Origin of the sequence: Streptomyces sp. NPDC007875 (genome assembly GCF_042868035.1) — a bacterium.
In the GTDB taxonomy this organism is placed as follows: Bacteria; Actinomycetota; Actinomycetes; order Streptomycetales; family Streptomycetaceae; genus Streptomyces; species Streptomyces antimycoticus.
Genome location: NZ_JBIADZ010000028.1, coordinates 1 through 18746, shown reverse-complemented (window position 1 = coordinate 18746; position 18746 = coordinate 1). Strand labels below are relative to the sequence as shown.

At 70.7% G+C, this 18746-nt stretch carries 15 protein-coding genes and 1 pseudogene; 7 read left to right on the top strand and 9 right to left on the bottom strand.

Annotated features, from left to right (window positions below; translation table 11 throughout):
* Positions 1–8: 8 nt before the first annotated feature.
* Positions 9–371, top strand: a complete 363-nt coding sequence (locus tag ACFYOY_RS38830; protein ID WP_388592327.1) for a DUF952 domain-containing protein — start codon at positions 9–11, stop codon at positions 369–371.
* Positions 372–383: 12 nt separating this feature from the next.
* On the opposite strand, the gene ACFYOY_RS38825 is transcribed toward ACFYOY_RS38830, so the two are convergent.
* The 3 genes from ACFYOY_RS38825 to ACFYOY_RS38815 form a co-directional block, all read right to left on the bottom strand.
* Positions 384–764, bottom strand: coding sequence for a VOC family protein (locus ACFYOY_RS38825; protein WP_351903407.1), 381 nt, complete (start codon positions 762–764; stop codon positions 384–386).
* 119 nt (positions 765–883) lie between these two features.
* Positions 884–1708: a CPBP family intramembrane glutamic endopeptidase gene (locus ACFYOY_RS38820; RefSeq protein ID WP_388592432.1), complete on the bottom strand. Its 825-nt coding sequence runs from the start codon at positions 1706–1708 to the stop codon at positions 884–886.
* A gap of 91 nt (positions 1709–1799) precedes the next feature.
* Complete coding sequence (locus ACFYOY_RS38815; RefSeq protein ID WP_388592325.1) at positions 1800–2273, bottom strand: FCD domain-containing protein; 474 nt, start codon at positions 2271–2273, stop codon at positions 1800–1802.
* 83 nt (positions 2274–2356) lie between these two features.
* Between ACFYOY_RS38815 and ACFYOY_RS38810 the strand changes: the two genes are divergently transcribed.
* Positions 2357–3436: an NAD/NADP octopine/nopaline dehydrogenase family protein gene (locus ACFYOY_RS38810; protein WP_388592324.1), complete on the top strand. Its 1080-nt coding sequence runs from the start codon at positions 2357–2359 to the stop codon at positions 3434–3436.
* A 103-nt stretch (positions 3437–3539) separates the two neighbouring features.
* On the opposite strand, the pseudogene ACFYOY_RS38805 reads toward ACFYOY_RS38810, so the two are convergent.
* Positions 3540–3819: pseudogene (locus tag ACFYOY_RS38805) on the bottom strand (methylisocitrate lyase); the annotation flags it as partial.
* Between the two features lie 198 nt (positions 3820–4017).
* Here ACFYOY_RS38805 and ACFYOY_RS38800 point away from each other — a divergent pair.
* Positions 4018–5322 carry an MDR family MFS transporter gene (locus tag ACFYOY_RS38800; RefSeq protein WP_388592322.1) on the top strand — a complete coding sequence of 435 codons (1305 nt, stop codon included), beginning with the start codon at positions 4018–4020 and terminating at the stop codon, positions 5320–5322.
* A 51-nt stretch (positions 5323–5373) separates the two neighbouring features.
* Here the strand turns inward: ACFYOY_RS38800 and ACFYOY_RS38795 are convergent, their stop codons facing one another.
* The 4 genes from ACFYOY_RS38795 to ACFYOY_RS38780 form a co-directional block, all read right to left on the bottom strand.
* Complete coding sequence (locus ACFYOY_RS38795; protein ID WP_351903392.1) at positions 5374–6066, bottom strand: M24 family metallopeptidase; 693 nt, start codon at positions 6064–6066, stop codon at positions 5374–5376.
* A 110-nt stretch (positions 6067–6176) separates the two neighbouring features.
* On the bottom strand, positions 6177–6821 hold the full coding sequence (locus ACFYOY_RS38790) for a LysE family translocator (RefSeq protein ID WP_351903389.1): 645 nt from the start codon (positions 6819–6821) through the stop codon (positions 6177–6179).
* 124 nt (positions 6822–6945) lie between these two features.
* Positions 6946–7833, bottom strand: coding sequence for a serine hydrolase (locus ACFYOY_RS38785; protein ID WP_351903386.1), 888 nt, complete (start codon positions 7831–7833; stop codon positions 6946–6948).
* 267 nt (positions 7834–8100) lie between these two features.
* The gene (locus ACFYOY_RS38780; RefSeq protein WP_388592319.1) at positions 8101–8901 is read right to left on the bottom strand and encodes an alpha/beta fold hydrolase; all 801 of its coding nucleotides are present in this window, start codon (positions 8899–8901) and stop codon (positions 8101–8103) included.
* 145 nt (positions 8902–9046) lie between these two features.
* On the opposite strand from ACFYOY_RS38780, the gene ACFYOY_RS38775 reads away from it, so the two are divergent.
* Positions 9047–9934 (top strand): AraC family transcriptional regulator, encoded by an 888-nt coding sequence (locus ACFYOY_RS38775; protein WP_351903380.1) that lies wholly within the window; start codon positions 9047–9049, stop codon positions 9932–9934.
* Between the two features lie 30 nt (positions 9935–9964).
* Here ACFYOY_RS38775 and ACFYOY_RS38770 read toward each other — a convergent pair whose 3' ends face one another.
* Positions 9965–10606, bottom strand: a complete 642-nt coding sequence (locus ACFYOY_RS38770; RefSeq protein ID WP_351903377.1) for a helix-turn-helix domain-containing protein — start codon at positions 10604–10606, stop codon at positions 9965–9967.
* Between the two features lie 97 nt (positions 10607–10703).
* On the opposite strand from ACFYOY_RS38770, the gene ACFYOY_RS38765 reads away from it, so the two are divergent.
* From ACFYOY_RS38765 to ACFYOY_RS38755, 3 genes are all read left to right on the top strand, one after another.
* Positions 10704–12206, top strand: coding sequence for an FAD-dependent monooxygenase (locus ACFYOY_RS38765; protein ID WP_388592316.1), 1503 nt, complete (start codon positions 10704–10706; stop codon positions 12204–12206).
* Positions 12207–12361: 155 nt separating this feature from the next.
* The gene (locus ACFYOY_RS38760; protein WP_351903371.1) at positions 12362–12523 is read left to right on the top strand and encodes a hypothetical protein; all 162 of its coding nucleotides are present in this window, start codon (positions 12362–12364) and stop codon (positions 12521–12523) included.
* Between the two features lie 731 nt (positions 12524–13254).
* Positions 13255–18746: beta-ketoacyl synthase N-terminal-like domain-containing protein (locus ACFYOY_RS38755; protein ID WP_388592313.1), on the top strand; the 5492-nt coding region annotated here is incomplete at its 3' end.

The following is an 18746-nucleotide window of genomic DNA, read 5'->3' as shown; positions in this document are numbered from 1 at the left end:
ATCGAGTCATGATCTACCACGTCGTACCGCTTGCCGAGTGGAACGCTGCTCCCGACTGTCCCTACAGCCCCGCCTCCCTCACGGAGGACGGTTTCATCCACTGCTCTTCCGACGAGGAGACCACGCTGGCCGTCGTCAACGCCTTCTACCGCAATGCGCCGAGGCCGCTGCTGGCGCTGCTCCTCGCCGAGGACCAGCTCACCGCGAGGTGCGAATGGGAAGCCGCGGACCCCGCCCCGCCGCCCGGCATCGCCGAGAACACCCTGTTTCCTCATGTCTTCGGGCCGCTCAACCGCGACGCCGTGGCGCGGATCCAGGAGGTCGCATGGGACTCGGAGGGCCGGGCGGTGGGGCTGACGGATGTCAGCTGACGACGAGGGCCGTCAGAGTGGCGCGAGGCGTGCCTTGAGCAGGCAGAACTCGTTGCCTTCGGGATCGGCGAGGACGTGCCACTGCTCCTCCCCGGTCTGGCCGATGTCGGCCGGGCGCGCACCGAGCTTCAGGAGGCGTTCGAGCTCGGCGCCCTGATCGCGGTCGGTGGCGTTGACGTCGATGTGCAGCCGGGGTTTCCCGGGCTCCGGCTCGTCCCTGCGGCTGAGGATGATCGTCGGCTGCGGACCGCCGAACCCTTCGCGCGGCCCGATCTCGAGAGTTCCGTCGTCCTCGCGATCGAGCACCACGAAGTCCAGGACCTCGCACCAGAACCGCGCCAGCACCTCGGGGTCGCGGCAACCGAGCACGAGCTCACTGATACGGCATGCCATTGACGAAACCTACTCTCAGCGTGGGAACTGCCGGGGTGGCCATGCGCAGATCACAGGGGCACCCAGCAGCGAGGACGCTCGCGAACTTACCGGGCGAGGCGAGCAGTGGCGAATGGATTTCAGGCCCTCGCCTGGCTGTCTCCCTCGGGACGCTCGTCGGGGCCGGGGCCGGGGCCGGGGCCGAGGCCGGGGCCGGGGCTGACGGCCTCGGCAGACGAGTGGGCGCCTTCGGCGCCGTATCGGAGCAGCAGCCACACGCCGTACGCGGCCTGGAAGACGAGCACGCTCGCCTGCCACCAGTCGGGGGCCGAGCCCGGGGAGCGGATCTGGAAGAAGTCGTCGAGTCCGTGGACCACGACCATCGGCCAGACCGAGCCGATCGCGTAGCGCAGACCGGCACAGGTGAAGCCGAAGAGACCGGCGGACAGCATCTGCCACAGCGTGTCGTCGAGCGAGGCACCGAAGAACAGGAAGTTCTGGATGTGCCCTGCTCCGAATAAGACGGCGACGCCGAGGGCCGCGCGGATCGGACCGAGTGGGTTGAGGGCCTGCTGGACGAGGCCTCGGCTGTAGATCTCCTCGTTGATGCCGACCCACAGCAGCGAGACCAGGCCGCTGACGACAACCGTCGCACTGCCGTCGAGGCCGGCCGCGGCGTACGAGCAGGCAATGAGCAGCATCGGCGCGGCCGGCCACCAGCGGTGTGGAGGGCCGAGTACGGCCACCGCGGAGACACGCAGCCAACCCCACCGCCACAGCACGAGCGACACCCCCGCGGCACAGACGGCGTTGACCAGGGTAGCGCCGAGGTCCGGATACCACGAGGGCGCCAGCGGAGGCAGGACCACCTCGGCGAACAGCAGCAGCAACGCATGCCATGCGAAGGTCAACTCCACCGCGCCCCAGAGCGGATGACGGATGACGTGGCCTTTCCACCGATTCATCACGAGAACGAGCGTAGCCGCGGACGCGAAAGAGGTCCCCGGATTCGCGCGCCCGAAGGTCCCAGCCCGTACCCTTCCCCGCCTGGACGACCTACGGCATCGACGAAGCGCCGCTCGTCTCGTTCCCTCCGGAGAGCAGGGTTTCCAGCATGTACTGGCGCGAGCGCTCGATGCCTTCGAGGACGACCTGTCGGATCTCCTCCTCCGAGCCCCTCCGGATGGTCTCGACCAACCGCCCGTGGTTGACGCTTGTGTAAGGGGGCCGGTCGAGTTCACCCCGGAGGTTGAGGAAGCGTTCGATCTCCTCGTGCAGCGTGTTGATCATTGGAATCATCAGCGATACGCGCGCGACTTCGGCGATCGCCACGTGCAGCAGCCGGTTCGCTTCGTTCAGGTCGCTCGCCGTGCTGGTCTCGTGGTCGTCCTTCTTCGCCCTCTGGTACGCCCTGGGAATTCCGCTCGGCCCAGGGGTGCCCGTCAGATGACCCCCTGCCGCCCGTCCCGGCGGTTCCCCGCCGGACAACGGGCGCCCGATGACCGAAAGGAAGCCGCGCACGGCCGTCACGACACTACGGCTTCAGCTCCTCGCACGGCTCGGCAAGGCCGAGCCCACTCCCCCGCCACGTCAGAACGGAAGAGTCACGCACTATGGGCAGCATCGCCATCATTGGCGCAGGAAACGTCGGCCAGGCAATCGCGGGTCATATGTCCTTCGACGGACACGACGTACGGATCTTCGACAGGTGGGGCCGCGACCTCGAACCGATCAAGGCCAACGACGGCATCGACATGACCGGCGATGTGGAGGGCCACGGCACACCCTCGGTGCTGACGACCGGCCTCGGGCACGCCGTCCGAGGCGCCGAGGTGGTCATCGTCGCCGTGCCCGCCTTCGCCCACGCCTACCTGTCCAAGGAACTCGCGTCCGTCCTCGAGCCGGACCAGCTCGTCCTGTTCCAGCCGGGCGTGCTCGGCAGCGGCGTCGAGCTCGCGCGCATGTTCGCGCTCGCCGGCCGGCAGCCCTGCCTCATCGCGGAGACGCCGACCAGTCTGTACACCTGCCGGCTTCGCCGCCCCGCGCACGTCTACATCGGGGCGATCAAGCACGCCGTCCCGCTGGCCGCCGTACCCAGTGCGGCCACGCCCCAGGCCCTCGACATCCTGCGGACGTACTTCGGCGACCGGTACGTGCCGGAGGAGGACGCGCTGACCGTCGGGCTGGGCAACTGCAACCCCATCTACCACGTTCCGCCGGCGGTGCTGAACTTCAAGACCGTCGAAGACGCCGACGGCCACCCGCTGCACAGTCTGGTGACCCCGCGCATCGCCGAGGTCATCGACACCCTGGACCGCGAGCGCCTCGCCCTGGCGGACGCCCTCGGAGTGAAGGCGGCCAGCTTCTGGGACTTCCTCAACACCGCCTACGAGGTCACCGAGGGCAGCTTCGTCGAGCGCATCGTGCAGGGCTACGGCCGTCAGGCATTCCCCGAACCCGACTCGATCAAGCACCGGTACTTCACCGAAGACATCCCCTTCGGACTGGTCATCTGGAGTTCGCTGGCCGCGCAGATCGGACTCTCCGTGCCCCTGACCGACTCGTTCATCGCCCTGAGCGGGCCTCTGTGCGGACAGGACTTCGTGGCCGGCGGCCGCACAGCGCAAACGCTGGGCCTGCTCGGCTCCGACGTCGACGGCATCCGCGCCGCGTTCATCGACGGCGTGGTGTAGACGTGCGCCACACGCCGTAGTCCGCCTGCGGTGCGGGCCGTCCGCTGTCCCGGAAGGCGCCATGCCTGCCGGGTCAGCGGCCGGACGCCCGGGCCGCGGTGCGTCAGGTGCCGGGCGGGAGGGTGAAGTCGAAGACCCGAGCCGAAGGCCGTGTAGTCCTCGTAGTCGAGGAGTTCGTAGAGCCGGGAGCGGGTCCGCATGCGGGGCAGCAGCGATTCCTGGGTGCCTTCGGCGCCGAGTGTGCGCAGTCCGTCCTCGACGGCGCCCATGGCCAGGCGCAACAGGGTGACCGGGTAGAGCGCGATGTCGTAGCCGAGGTTCTGCAGCGTCCACACGTCCAGCAGGCGGCTCTTGCCGAACTCGGTCATGTTGGCGAGCAGGGGCCTCGCGGTCTTCCTCGGCGCTCACCACCCCGCCCGCACCGCGGCCACCCTGCCCCTCACGCCGTGAGGCCGTTTCACGTCCTCGCATCAGCCGACGGTGGCCTCCGGCGCCCGGGGCGGGCGCTCGGCACTTGTTGCATACCATGTGCTGATGCATGAGATGCGCACCGGTCTTGGCTCCCTCCCGGACGACACCCCATGACGGACCTGATCCGCCGCGCCCCGACCGGCCGATCCGCCCGGACGGCGCCGACTCCGAAGTCGCCGCGCGAGCGCACCTGGAAGCACCTGTCTCCGCTTCTGCGGCTGCTGATCCTGACTCAACTCGCCTTCAACATCGGCTTCTTCGCGGTCCTGCCCTTCCTCGCCGAACACCTGGGCACCGCGATCGGCATGGCGGGATGGATGGTCGGATTCGTCCTTGGTCTCAGGACCTTCAGCCAGCAGGGGCTGTTCGTGGTCGGCGGCTGGCTGGTGGACCGTTACGGCGTGCGCCCGGTGGTCCTGACCGGCTGTGTCGCGCGGATAGCGGGCTTCGTCTGGCTCGGCTACGCGGAGCGGACCTGGGCGGTGATCGGCGCGGTGCTGCTGATCGGCTTCGCCGCCGCGCTCTTCTCCCCCGCGGTGGAATCCGAAGTGGCCCGGCAGGCGGTGGCCTGGGAGGAGGAAGGCCACGGTTCGCGCACCCGGGTCCTGGCGCTGTTCACCGTCTCCGGCCAGGCCGGTACCTTTGTCGGCCCCCTCCTCGGCGGCTTGCTGCTCGGCGTGGACTTCCGCGCCGCGTGCCTCGCCGGGGCCGGGGTCTTCCTCCTCGTCCTCGCCGGGCACGCGTGGCTGATGCCGCAGCACATCCCGGGCCGGGTCCGTAACCGGGATCGGGGTGGCGTCCGCGCGATGGTGCGCAACCGGCGATTCCTCGCCCTGTGCTGCGCGTACGGCACCTATCTGCTCGCCTACAACCAGCTCTACCTGGCCCTGCCGGCCGAAGTGGAGCGGGCGGCGGGCTCCCAGGTGCCGCTGTCGTGGCTGTTCGCCCTGTCCTCGCTGCTGGTCGTCTTCGCCCAGCTCCCGGTCACCCACTGGGCGGGCAACCGGCTCGACCTGCGCCGCTCGATGACCATCGGACTGCTCCTCATCGCGGCCGGTTTCGCGGTGGTGGCCGCCGCGCGCCCCGCCGCCTGGACGGGCACCGTCGGATTGCTGCCCGCCGCGGGCTACGTCGTGCTGCTCACCCTCGGCCAGATGCTGGTCGTCCCGGCCGCCCGCGCCTGGGTGCCCGACCTCGCCGAGAACGGGTGGCTCGGCCTCTACACCGGCGCGCTGTCCTCCGTCTCCGGCCTGATCGTCCTCATCGGCAGCTCGGCCACCGGCTCCCTGCTCGACCTGGGCCTCCCGCCCGCCGCGCCCTGGCTCGTCCTCGCCGCCGTCCCGGCCCTCGCGGTGACACTGCTGCCCCGGCACTCGCATCAGGCCGACCGGCCAGAAGGTGGGAGCTTCCCCTGACCCGCGACCGGGTCCGGCTCGCCCTCCACGGGGGCGGGGGTAGCGGATTGATCAGCCCAGGGTGAGCAGCTCCTCGTAGAAGCCGCCGAACTCCCGTTCCCGGTCGACGAGGTGAATCTCCAGGATCCAGTGGCAGCGGCGTCCGGCCTTGTCGGTGCGCCGGAGCGGGGTGTCGTTGTCGGGCGTGATGTACGACTCGACGTGCGCGCCGTCGATCGTCTCGTGCGGGAACTCCCCGACCAGATGGCCGGCGTGCCAGCCGCCCAGCTCCCATCCGGCCTCGGCGGCCAGCCGGTCCACCTCGGCGTGCAACCGCTTCCCGGTGATCTCCGGGTCGCTTTCGAAGAACCGCTTGCCTGCGGCGAAGACCGTGGGCAGATCGTCCCGCAGCCGCCGCTTGACCGGGTCCTCGCCGAGGACGAAGGTCCGGCCGAAGTCGGCCTCGTACTCTTCGAAGATCGGCCCGAGGTCGGCGAACACGATGTCGTCCGTGCCGATCACACGGTCCGGCGGGTTCTCCCGGTACGGCAGGAGCGTGTTCGGCCCCGAGCGCACGATCCGCTTGTGCCAGTGCCGGGTCGTACCGAACATCTCGTTGGCCAGATCCCGGATCCGGTCGCTGACCTCCCGCTCCCCCTCGCCCGGCGCCACCAGCCCGCGCTCCTCGATCTCCGCGAAGAGTCGCACGGCCTTCGCCTGGGCATCCATCAACCGTGCCGCGCGCGTGGGTTCGTCGTCCGCCATGGGCCCGAAGGTAGGCTGCTGGATCGATTCTCGGCAACCGAATTGGCCACTGGGAGAGGTAGGCGCCCCGCACACGAGATTCCGTGCCCGCCGACGTGGAGGGGCAGTCCTCAGTCTGCGCGGCCGGTCGCCGCCACCGTCACGCCCAGGCCGATCATCGCGAGGCCGCCCGCCCCGCCGACCATCGAAAGGCGGCGGTCCGAGCGGGCGAACCAGGAGCGGGCCGCCGAGGCACCCAGACCCCACAGGGTGTCCGTCACCATGCCGATGGTGATCGGGACCAGGCCCAACATCATCATCTGGACGGGAACATGCCCCGCCGAGTGGTCGACGAACTGCGGTAGTACCGCCGCGAAGAAGACGATGCCCTTCGGGTTGGTGGCGCCCACCAGAATGCCGTCCAGAATCGACCGCAGATCACCGCGCCGCTCACCGGCCGGAGCGTCCATGTTCGCCACGCGCATCTCCCTGCGGTGCCGGAACGCCTGCACACCCAGGTAGACGAGATACGCCGCTCCTGCCAGCTTCACGCCCATGAACAGCGCCACCGAGCTCTGCACCAGCGCGCCGAGGCCCCACGCCACGGCGATCACCAAGGCGTAGCAGCCGATCACATTGCCGAGGACCGTCGCGAGCGCCGTGCGGCGGCCGTGCGCGAGGGCCCTGCCGACCACGAACAGCACACTCGGCCCCGGGATCACGATCACCAAGAGCGACATCGCTGCGAACGTGAGAACACTCTCCGTGGACACCACGTGTCCGCCACCTCCTGAATCGCTCCGCCCAGGGGACATACAAGCAGACGGCGGGATGTCCGCTCCAGACCCGGGCCCCCGGCCGGGGCTCGCAAGAAGGGGCCCCGGCCGGCGAGCCAGCTGCTTACGGCTGAGCGCTGGACACCGGCGCGTTGAGGTTCGCGTGGACCGCGCGGGCGATGCCCTCGATGTTGGCGATGCCGTCGTCCATCGTGGCGTTGTCCTGCGAGAGCACCGTGATCGTGTAGTCGTGGTCGCCGCCGGTGAAGGCGCCGAGGCTGTGCACACGCCAGCCGTTCGTGGCCCGCTCAAGCCAGCCGTTCTTCACATGCACCTGGGCGTCGCTCGGCGCACCGGCCGGGGTGCCCCAGCGCTGTGAGGGGATGACCTCGGACGTCAGCTTCAGGATGTAGGCGCGGGAGTCATCGCTGAGCACCGGGTTGGTGTGGGTCACCAGCTGGAGGAGCTTTTCCTCGTCGTTCGCGGTGATCTGGGTGAGCCCCCAGTGGCCCTCGCTGTCGAGGACGGTGTTGGTCATCCCCGCGGCCTGCAGGAATCCGTTGATCTTGTCCGTCCCGAGCTGCTTCCACAGCGCGGTGGTGGCGTCGTTGTCGGACTCGGTGATCATGGCGGTGGCACGGTCCTTCTCCTCCTGGGTCAGGGCGCGATTGTCCTTCTGCGCGTCCCACAGCAGGGTGCTGAGCACGGTCACCTTGACCGTGCTCGCGGAGTCGAAGTGCCGGTCCGCATCCAGCGTGCAGGTGGTGTTCGTGGTGCGGTCGTGGAGGCTGATCGCCGTGGTGGCGGCGGAACCGTCCAGTGCCGAGTTGATGTCCTCGGAGAGCTTGTCGGCGAGTTCCGGCCGGTCCGAGGTGCAGATCGCCGCCTGTGGGGTGGCCGCGTGGGCCGACCCCACCGAGGCGATCGTCGGCACGAGAACCCCTGCGGCCAGCGCCGCTCTTGTCGCCAGGGTGCTCCGGGGAGGCTGGGTTATTCGTCGGTGTCGACCCATGGTGCGCTTGTCCATTCGTTTGTGGGGCGGTTGGACACGCGGGTGCCTTCGCTCCGTTGCGAAGACACCCGGATACTCCGACCCTGGATGACGAGTCGGCGGCAGGTGAGGTTCACGAACGCGTCCGAGTCTCACAAGATCGCTCCACAATAGGCACAGCGCCCGGGCGGGCCGGGCGCGGTGCGGTGCGGTGCGGTGGACGAGCTGGGCGGCGACGGCCAGAACGGCGAAGACCACCGAGCGGCCCGGCTTCCACGGCCGGCCCGGTCAGCGCTGAATGACCGTGAGGAAGTCTCCGAGGGCTTTCGCGACGGCGCCGGGGGCTTCCGCGGGGAGCAGGTGGCCGGCGTCGGGGACGGTCGTCAGGGTCGCGTGCGGGATGTGGGGCAAGAGGTGTCCGCGCAAGATGTGCGGCGGCTCAACCACGTCGTTCTCCGCGGCCAGCACCGTCACCGGCACCTCGATACGCCGTGCGGCATCCGTGATGTCCCGCGCGATTCCGTGCAGGGGCCACTCGTGCCGGGCCTCAGCACCGGAGGCGAGGCTGTCGCGCTCCGCGGTGGCCCGCACCGTCTCGGGCAGCGGTGTGGCGGTCAGGACATGGTCGAGGGCGTGCCCCACCGTCTCGGCCGAGTCGTAGGCGTGTGACAGGCCCTGCCGGTACTCCTCGGTCACCATGGCGGGCGGCTGGGGCGGCGCGGGCGCGACGAGCACCAGGCCGACCAGGCCGACCGGTCGGCGGGCCGCGACGAGCTGGCTCGCCTTGCCGCCCATCGAGTGGCCGACGAGGACGAACGGCCCCGACACGCGCGCCTCGATCACCCGGACGAGATCCTCGGCGAGCTGGTCCAGGTGATAGGGCCCGGGCAGCGCCCGCGAGGTGCCCCAGCCGCGCTGGTCGAAGCGGACCGTCGCCTGCCCGGGCGACAGGTGGCCGATCACACCGTTCCAGGTGTCGGCGGAGCCGCCCCAGTAGTGGGCGAACACCAGCGTCGGTCCGGTATCGCCCCCGACTCGTACGTCGAGCGACCCGCCCGCCACCGGAACTGTCATTGTCGTTTCGGTCATCTTCGCGCCTTCCCTGTCGGCTGCGGAAAGCGACTCCGTCATCCTGCCGCAGCTCTGAACCAGTAACCTGACCTGCCGGTCAGGCCCGGAATCGACCGTAGGCGAGGGGGTGTCCGCTCCCTTGGTGGAAAGGAACACGTTCATTGTGGAAAACGGACCCAGTGCGGTGCGGCAACTGCGCTACCTGCCTGCCGTGGGATCGGCGTACGGGGTGGAGGTCCTCGATTTCGCCGCGCTGCGTTCGATGGACGCCCAGCGCCGTCGCACCCAGCCGCAACGCCCCGACTTCCATGTGTTCGCGCTGATCGGCTCCGGAACCGGCACCCACGAAGCGGACTTCCACAACTACCGGCTGAGGGAAGGCAGCGCCGTGTGGATCCGGCCGGGCATGGTGCACCGCTGGAGCGACATCGACGCCTGCGACGGCCCGCTGATCCTCTTCCGGCCCGGCTTCCTTTCCGGCTTCACAGCGTCAGAGGCCAGCACGCCGGCGTGCTGGCACCTGGACCAGCAGCGTCTGTCCCTCGCCCTGCTCGCGGCCGACCATCTCGGCCGGGAGCACAGCGCAGCAGTACACACACCACGCCTGGCATCCCCCGCCCTGCTGTCCCACCTGCTGGCGGCACTGATCCTGCGCGCACTCCCCGACACACCGGCCTCAGCCGGCGCGTCGGGGAGACCCGGCAGCCGACATGCCGATGTGTTCCGTGCCTATCGGGCCACTGTCGAAGAGCGTTTCACCGACTGGCACCATGTGGCCGACTACGCGCGGGCATTGGGCTACGACGTACGCACCCTCACCCGGGCCACGCGTGCCGCCACTGGCACGGGCGCCAAGACCTTCCTCGACCAGCGCATCCTGCTGGAGGCGAAACGACTGCTCGCCCACACCGACCTGCCGGTCAGCGGCTGCGCCCGGCGCCTCGGCTTCCGGGACGTCGGCAACTTCACCACGTTCTTCCGGCGCCAGGCCGGTATGCCCCCCGCCGCGTGGCGCGCCGCCTACAGCACCGTCGGCACACGCGGCGCCTGACTCGCCCTCAGCGGCCGGGAGCCTGGAGAGTCACTGTTGCGGGAGCAGGTGCCGCAATCCGTTCTCCAGCAGGGCGAAGGCGTGTTCCATGTCGGCCACCGCACCCGCATAGCGCTCGTCGGCCGGCTCGCCGTACGCCAGGCGTTCGGCGTTGTCCTGCGCCAACGCCCAGTGGACCGCGACGATTTGGACGGCGGCGAGCCGCGCGGTGAGTTCCGGAGTGTCCGCCGTTTCCTGTAGCGCCTGAGCCAGTGCGCGCTCGGCGCCGGTCTTGAACCGTGCCATCCGGGCCACCAGCGAGGGCGCGTCGAGGATCATGCGGTGGAGCCTGCGCACCTCGGGCTGGTCGTTGAGCCCGGTGATCGGATCCCGCTCGCGAAGCCCCTTGAGGAAGTGCTCGCGCAGTGCGGTCAGCGGGGCGGTACGGGGCGGGCGGGCCCGCACGACGCGTGCGGATTCGGTCTCGTGGTCCGCCAGGCGGTGCACCACGAGGTCTTCCTTCGTCGGGAAGTAGGCGAAGAGGGTGCGCTTGGACACCTCGGCCGCCTCGGCCACCTGGGCCACCGAGACCTGGTTGAAGCCGTGTTCGAGAAACAGCGAGATCGCCGCGTCGGAGATCGCCGCGTGGGTCCGCTGCTTCTTTCGTTCCCGTAGCCCTGGCTTGCCGTCCACGGCGTCCACGGTAGCAGAAAACTACCCCTGGTGGATTTCTGCACCGGGTATATATTTACCCTGAGTGAGCCGAGCCAGAGCGTTGAGATGAGATGGAGTGACGGTGTTGACGGAGAGCACGACCGAGGTCGTTGTCGCGGGCGCGGGCCCGACCGGACTGATGCTGGCGTACGAACTGGCGCTGGCCGGGGTCGAGACCCTGGTGCTGGAGAAACTGCCCCAGCGGATCCAGCAGGTGAAGGGCGGCACGATTCAGCCCCGCACCGCCGAGCTGCTGGAGTCCCGCGGCCTGCTGGAGCCGCTGCTGCGGCGGGCCATTGCGCGGGATCCGGTGGGCGGTCATTTCGCGGCCCTGCCCGTGCCCCTGGACTGCGCCCCCTGGCAGACGGATCACCCCTTCCCGATCGGGATCCCTCAGTGGGAGATCGAGGAGGTGCTCGGAGAGCGGGCGACCGCCGCCGGCGCGGGGGTACTGCGCGGCACCGCCGTCTCAGCGGTCGCACCGGACGACGACGGTGTGGTCGTCACGACGGACGGCCTGCGGGTGCGGGCTCACTATCTGGTGGCGTGCGACGGCGGCCACAGTACGGTGCGGAAACTGCTCGGGCTGCCGTTTCCCGGCAGGGCCGGAACGCATCAGGCGGTGCTGGCCGATATCCGTCTGTCCGCCGTTTCCTCGCTGGTGCCACAGCAGATGGGGCATATGAGCACCCTGACCCGTCATGCGCACGGCTACTGGTCCATGCTGGTCCCTCTCGGCGGCGACCGGTACCGGTTCACCTTCGGGCACGCGGACCAGGCGGACACCGCCCGCGACACCTCCGTCACCCACGAGGAGATCGCGGCCGCGCTGGAGGCCGTGTACGGCCCTGAGACCACCCTCGGCGCCGTGGACAACTCCTCGCGGTTCTCCGACGCCACGCGACAACTGGAGCACTACCGCGCGGGCCGTGTCCTGTTCGCCGGGGACGCCGCGCATATCCACCCGCCGCTGGGCGGCCAGGGCCTCAACCTCGGCGTACAGGACGCGCTCAACCTCGGGTGGAAACTGGCCGCGGTCCTCCAGGACCGGGCGCCGAGCGGGTTGCTGGACAGTTACCACGCCGAGCGGCATCCGGCCGCTGCCCAGGTCCTGCATCACACGTCGGCGCAGCGCGTCCTGGCGGTTCCGAACCCGAGCGAGGACGTGGCCGCCCTGCGTGACATCGTCACCGACCTGCTGCGCCTGCCCGACACCAACCGCCATCTCGCGGGGCTGATGTCCGGCCTCTCGCTGCGCTACGACCTGCCCGGGGATCACCCGCTCACCGGACAGCGCATGCCGAACGCCGACCTGATCACCGAAACCGGCCCCACCCGGCTGTCGACGCTGTTCGGCTCCGGGCACGCCGTCCTGCTCGACCTGGCCGGAGCCGTCCCGGCCGACCTCCCACTCCCGCCACGAGTCGACCTCGTCCGCGCCACATGTGCCGACGATATGGGCGCCGCCGCGCTGCTCATCCGTCCCGACGGCTATGTCTGCTGGGCTACGGACACCTCCGCCGCCTGCGGCGACACCCTGCTGGCCGCGATCACCGGCGACCTCGCGAGGGCGCACTGAGCCGGGTGTCCACCATGGCCTGACCACACTCACGCGACCGCAGAACTACCGATAGCGTGGCGCCGCCCCTCGGGCCAGACCGACCAGGACGATGGCTCGAGACACCACCTTCCACACCGCGCTGGGGCGGAGGGGCTCCGCGAAAAGGAGGACGCGTGACAGTGGCACGAGTACTGGTGATCGGTCTCGATCCCACCAAGATCCAAGGCTGGGACCCGGAGCCGGTCCAGGCGGCGATGGCACGAGGTCGGGCCCGTTTCGACGATCACGGCATCGAGGCCGACTGGTGCCTGGTGGCACTCGACGAGAACCCCTAAGGAACGATCGTGTCGGGGGCGGCATCCGCAAGCACGAACCGTTGCTCGAATTCTTCGAGAAGGTGGTCAACCTAGTCCGGCAGCACGCGCCCGGCGCGGCCATCGCCTTCAACAGCAGCCCTGAGGACGGCGCCGACGCAGCTATGCGGTGGCTGTCCTAGCCGTTCTGCCTACGCCTATCCGAAGGCCCTCAGGGCGTCCTCGCCGTCGGTCCACCAGACGCCGAGCCGTTGGCGGACCAGGAGCCAGCCGTCCGGGCCCCGGCGGAACTCCCAGTCGTAGGGGCCGCCCATGGAGTAGGGAGAGGAGGTGTTCCCGGGTGCGGTGACGGCGACGTCTGGACCGGTCGAAGGCCCCCGACCAGGCCGTACGCCGCCCAGGAGCACCGCACCCCCTCGTAGACGGCGCGGGCCACCCAGGGGTGTCTCGTGAGCAGTTGCACGTCATCGGGCGGCCGGAGCGGCCGAAGACCCCTCATTCCCCCTGTCAGCCGCTGTCGCCGCCGTGGTCAGGGGGAATGAGGGGGATGTTTAGGGGACGGCCCGCTCGCTGCCGGAACAAGAATCACAACAACAGCAGCGAGCTTCCTCAAGCTCGTTCGAGCTTTCTCTCCCGGGCCTTCTTTCCCTTGGGCCGCGCAACCGGAGCGCGGCTGTCCCGCGCAAGGGCGATCCCGCGCGGGCCGGTCGCTCCTCCCGCGCGCCCTGCTTCGAACCGAGAGGTGTGGCGGCATGCTACGGACTGACCTGATCCGGCCGGTGCCCGAACTGCTCCGGGCCAACGCGGATCGCTTCGGTGACAAGCCGGCCTGTTCCGACGGACACCGTACGGTCAGCCATGCCGAACTCGAGCGCCGTACCCGGCGGCTGGCCGGTCATCTCGCCGGGCTGCGGCTGCATCCCGGCGACCGCGCCATGATCTGCCTGGGCAACCGCGTCGAGACGGTGGAGAGTTACTTCGGCGTCCTGCGGGCGAACGGCGTGGCGGTGCCGGTCAACCCGCGTTCGACCGACGCGGAACTCTCCTATCTGCTCGCCGACAGCGGCGCCCGGCTGGTGCTCACCGATGTCGCCCACGCCGAGCAGTTCGACCGGCTGCGGGAACAGTTCCCGGAGCTGAGGGTGGTGGTCAGCGGGGACGGCCCACTGCCGAAGGGCTTCATCGCGTTCGAGCCGCTGCCGGACACGGAGCCGGAGCTGGCGGCCCGCGACGACCTGGGCCTGGACGAAGTCGCCTGGATGCTCTACACCTCGGGCACCACGGGCCTGCCGAAAGGCGTGCTGTCCACGCAGCGGAACTGCCTGTGGTCCCTGGCCGCCTGCTACGTACCCGTGACGGGGCTGACCGCCGAGGACCGCGTGCTGTGGCCGCTGCCACTGTTCCACAGCCTCTCGCACATCGTGTGTCTGCTGGCGGCCACTGCCGTCGGGGCCGGCACCCGGATCGTGGACGGGGTGTCGACGTCCGATGTGCTGGATGCGCTGCGCGAGGAGCGGTCGACCTTCATCGCCGGAGTGCCGACGCTCTACCACCACCTGATCGAGGCGGCCCGCGAGCGTGACTTCGCCACGCCCGAGCTGCGGATCGCGCTCGTGGGCGGGGCGGTGGCCACCGCGGACCTGGTCAGGTCGTTCGAGTCCACCTTCGAAGTGCCACTCGTCGACGCCTACGGCTCCACCGAGACCTGTGGCGCGATCGCGGTGAACTGGCCCACCGGCCCGCGAGTCGAGGGGTCATGCGGGCTGCCGGTGCCGGGGCTGACGGTGCGGCTGGTCGACCCGGACACCGGTGTGGACGTTCCGGCCGGGCGGGAGGGCGAGTTCTGGGTGTCCGGGCCGAACATCATGGCCGGGTACCACAACCAGCCGGAGGCGACGGCCGCGGCGCTGCGCGACGGGTGGTACCGCACCGGCGACCTCGGCCGCCGCGACGAGGCCGGATTCTGCACGGTGACCGGCCGGATCAAGGAACTCGTCATCCGGGCCGGCGAGAACATCCACCCGGGTGAGGTCGAGGCCGTGCTGCGCACCGTGCCCGGTGTGGCGGACGCGGCCGTGGTGGGCAAGCCGCACGCGGTGCTCGGCGAGGTCCCGGTGGCCTTCGTGGTGCCCGGCCCGGACGGCTTCGACCCGTCGGCGCTGCTGGCCACGTGTCGCGAGCGGCTGTCGTACTTCAAGGTCCCGGAGGAGATCTACGAGATCGCGCGGGTGCCGCGCACCGCCTCGGGGAAGATCACCCGGCACGTACTGCTGGAGCTGCCCGCACGGCTGCGGGCCGCCGGAGACGGCCAGTACGACTCGCTACTGCGGCTGGATTGGGTGCCGCAGTCCGCGCTCCCGGACGCCCCGGCCGGGACCGGCACCTGGGCGCTGGTGGACGCCGACGCGCTCGGGATCGGGGAGGGGCTGCGGGCGGCCGGAGTGGGGGTGCGGGTGGTGGACGATCCGGTGGCCGACTCCGTGGCCGATCTCGTGGCCAACTCCGTGGCGGATCCAGCGGCCGACTCCGTGGCCGATCTCGTGGCCAACCTCGTGACCGACGCCAGTGGAGATCACGGTGGCGCCCCGGATGTGGTCGTGGTGGCGCCGTCGGTGGCGGGCCTCCCGGATGAGACCGGGGTCCCTGACGAGGCCGGGGTCTCCGACGAGGTCGGGGTCACGGTTGGCGAGGGCGCCGACCGGCTGGCGGCCCGACTGGGCGCCTGGTTGGCCGACGACCGGCTGGCCGGGACGACGTTCGTGGTGGCCACCACGGGCGCGGTGGCCACCGGCGCCGAGGAGGACGCACCGGACCCTCTGTCGGCCGCGCTGTGGGGTGTGGTGCGGTCGCTGCAGGCCGCCTACCCCGGACGACTGACGCTGGTGGACGTGGACGTGGACGGGCACGGGCACGGGCACGGGCGCGAGGAGGACGGTCGGGAGGCCGCGCTGTTGCGGGCCGTCCAGGACGGGCACGACCAGGCGGCGATCCGCGGCGGAGTGCTGCTGGTCCCGCGCCTGACGCGGATCTCGGTCCCCGCGGAGTCGGGCCCCGCCCCAGCCCTGGACCCGGACGGACTGGTCGTGATCACCGGTGGCGACACCGCCCGCGGCACCGCGCTGGCCCGCCATCTGGTGAGCGCGTACGGCGCCCGTAACCTGCTGCTGCTCAGCGCGAATGGCCTGCCGGAAGAGGCGGCGGCCGCGTTGCGGACGGAGTTGGCGCGGGACGGGGCCCAGGTCTCGATGGCCGTGTGCGACCCGGCCGACCGGACGGCGCTGGACTCGGTGCTGGAGGCACAGGACCGGCCGGTGACCGCTGCCGTACACATCGAGGAGTCGGGCCCGGAACGGTCGCTCCACACGTCGCTGCGCGGCATGACGCACCTGGAGGAACGGACGCGGGGGGCCGACCCGGCGCTGTTCGTCGTCGTCACCTCCGCCGCCGGGGTGCTGGGCTCGCCGGGCCGCCCGGACCGGGCGGCCGCCGACCAGTTCGGCGAAGCCCTGGTGCGGCGGCGCCGAGCGCTCGGCCTGGGTGGGCTGGCACTGGCTTGGGGCCCGCTGCCGGACGAGCATGGCACGGCGTCGGTGGCCGGTGCCGTTCCCCTGCCCGAGGCGCTGGCCCTGTTCGACGCGGCGCTGACGGCCGGTCAGGGCCCGCTCGTGCTGCTCAGGCCGAGCACGACGGGGCTGCCGGGTGGCGAGCCGGTGCCCGCGGTGCTGCGTCACCTGGTGGACGCGCCGGCCGGCGTACCGGCGTCGGACGAACCCGCCGCCGCGGAGTTCCGGCGGCGGCTGGCCGCAGAGAGCGAGTCCGGCCGACAGCGCATGGCGCTGACACTGGTGCGCGAGCACGCCGCGGCGGCGCTGGGGCTGGCCTCGGCCGACCCGGTCGAGGCCGGCCAGGCGTTCAGCGCGTTCGGCTTCATCTCATTGACCGCGGTCGCGCTGAGGAACCGGCTGAACGCGGCCACCGGGGCACGGCTCGCCGCCACGGTGGTCTTCGACCATCCGACCCCCGCCGGGCTGGCGCGGCATCTGGTGCGGGAGATCACCGGGAAGCGAAACGAGCAGGCGCCGGTGCAGGCGCGCGGGGTGTCCGACGAGCCGGTGGCGATCGTGGCGATGGGCTGCCACCTGCCGGGCGAGGTCGCGACGCCCGAGGACCTGTGGCGGCTGGTGGCCGACGGACGGGACGCGATCGCCGGGTTCCCGGAGGACCGCGGCTGGGACCTGGCCGGGCTGTTCGACTCCGACCCGGACGCCGTGGGCAAGTCCTATGTGCGCGAGGGCGGTTTCCTCACCGACGCGGGCGGGTTCGATGCCGCCTTCTTCGGCATTTCGCCCCGTGAGGCGCTGGCGATGGACCCGCAGCAGCGGCTGCTGCTGGAGACCGCGTGGGAGACCTTCGAGAACGCCGGAATCGACCCGGGTTCGCTGCACGGCACTGATGTCGGTGTGTTCAGCGGAGTGATGTACCACGATTACGGGGCCGACGCCGGGACCGCGGCGGAGGGCCTGGAGGGACATCTCGGCGTGGGCAGCGCGGGGAGCGTCGTCTCCGGGCGCGTGGCCTACGCGCTGGGCCTGACCGGGCCGGCGGTGACCGTGGACACCGCCTGCTCGTCCTCCCTGGTGGCGCTGCACCTGGCGGTTCAGGCGGTGCGCACGGGCGAGTGCTCGTTGGCGCTCGCCGGGGGTGTCGCGGTGATGAGCAGGCCGACGTCGTTCATCGAGTTCTCCCGCCAGCGTGGCCTCGCCCCCGATGGCCGCTGCAAGTCCTTCGCGGAGGGGGCCGACGGCACCAACTGGTCCGAGGGTGTCGGTCTTGTGTTGCTGGAGCGGCTGTCCGATGCCCGCCGCAACGGGCATGAGGTGCTCGCGGTCATCCGTGGCACCGCCGTCAACCAGGACGGCGCGAGCAATGGCCTGACCGCGCCCAACGGCCCCTCCCAGGAACGGGTGATCCGCCAGGCGCTGGCGAACGCCGGGCTGACGGTGGCCGATGTGGACGCGGTCGAGGCCCACGGCACCGGTACAAGTCTCGGTGATCCCATCGAGGCCCAGGCACTCCTGGCCACCTACGGTCAGGAACGCCCGGCCGAAAGGCCGCTGTGGCTGGGGTCGTTGAAGTCGAATATCGGGCATGCGCAGGCTGCGGCAGGCGTGGCTGGTGTGATCAAGATGGTCCAGGCCATGCGGCATGGCGTACTGCCCAAAACGCTCCACGCCGACGAGCCCACCAGCAAGGTCGACTGGACGTCGGGTGCGGTGTCGCTGCTGTCCGAGGCCCGGCCCTGGCCGGAGACCGGACGCCCCCGCCGCGCCGGAATCTCCTCCTTCGGCGTCAGCGGGACGAATGCGCACGTGCTCCTGGAGCAGGCCCCACCAGAGGTGGCTGTGCCCGAAGCAGAGGTAGACGACGCGGGCGCTCCTGGGCTGGTGACCACGGGCGGCGTGGTGCCGTGGGTGCTGTCCGCCAAGACTCCTGCCGCGCTACGCGCCCAGGCCGAGCGTCTGGTCAGCCACCTGGAATCGGGGGATGCTCCGCGTGCGGTGGACGTGGGCTGGACGCTGGCCACCACCCGAGCCGCCCTCGATCACCGCGCGGTCATCCTCACCACCAACACCGAAGACGGCATCGCCACCGCCCGCGCCCTGGCGGAGGGACGACCCGACCCGCACCTGGTCACCGGGCAGACCGGAACAGACGGCAAAACCGTATTCGTCTTCCCCGGCCAAGGCGCCCAATGGGCGGGGATGGGAGCACAACTCCTCAACACCTCACCCGTCTTCGCCGCCCGCTTGCGCGAGTGCGCCGAAGCCCTCGCCCCGTACACCGACTGGTCGCTCATCGACGTCATCACCGGCGCGCCCGGCGCCCCTTCGCTCGACCGCGTCGACGTCGTCCAGCCCGCCACCTTCGCGGTCGTCGTCTCCCTGGCCGCACTCTGGCAGGCCAACGGCATCCACCCCGACGCCGTCATCGGCCACTCCCAAGGCGAAATCGCCGCCGCCTGCGTCGCCGGACACCTCACCCTCACCAACGCCGCCAAAATCGTCGCCCTGCGCAGCCAGACCATCGCCCACCACCTCGCCGGACACGGCGGCATGATGTCCCTCGCCACCCCCGCCGACACCATCGACCTCACCCACTGGCAGGGCAAACTCTGGATCGCCGCACACAACAGCCCCAACGCCACCGTCATCGCAGGCGACACCGACGCCCTGCACGAACTCCA

What these genes read in the sequence shown, in the direction of transcription:
- ACFYOY_RS38800 (WP_388592322.1), top strand. Translation starts at nt 4,018, where the DNA reads ATGACGGACCTGATCCGCCGCGCCCCGACCGGCCGATCCGCCCGGACG.
- ACFYOY_RS38830 (WP_388592327.1), top strand. Translation starts at nt 9, where the DNA reads ATGATCTACCACGTCGTACCGCTTGCCGAGTGGAACGCTGCTCCCGAC.
- ACFYOY_RS38795 (WP_351903392.1), bottom strand. Translation starts at nt 6,066, where the DNA reads ATGGCGGACGACGAACCCACGCGCGCGGCACGGTTGATGGATGCCCAG.
- ACFYOY_RS38820 (WP_388592432.1), bottom strand. Translation starts at nt 1,708, where the DNA reads ATGAATCGGTGGAAAGGCCACGTCATCCGTCATCCGCTCTGGGGCGCG.
- ACFYOY_RS38785 (WP_351903386.1), bottom strand. Translation starts at nt 7,833, where the DNA reads ATGGGTCGACACCGACGAATAACCCAGCCTCCCCGGAGCACCCTGGCG.
- ACFYOY_RS38825 (WP_351903407.1), bottom strand. Translation starts at nt 764, where the DNA reads ATGGCATGCCGTATCAGTGAGCTCGTGCTCGGTTGCCGCGACCCCGAG.
- ACFYOY_RS38810 (WP_388592324.1), top strand. Translation starts at nt 2,357, where the DNA reads ATGGGCAGCATCGCCATCATTGGCGCAGGAAACGTCGGCCAGGCAATC.
- ACFYOY_RS38780 (WP_388592319.1), bottom strand. Translation starts at nt 8,901, where the DNA reads ATGACCGAAACGACAATGACAGTTCCGGTGGCGGGCGGGTCGCTCGAC.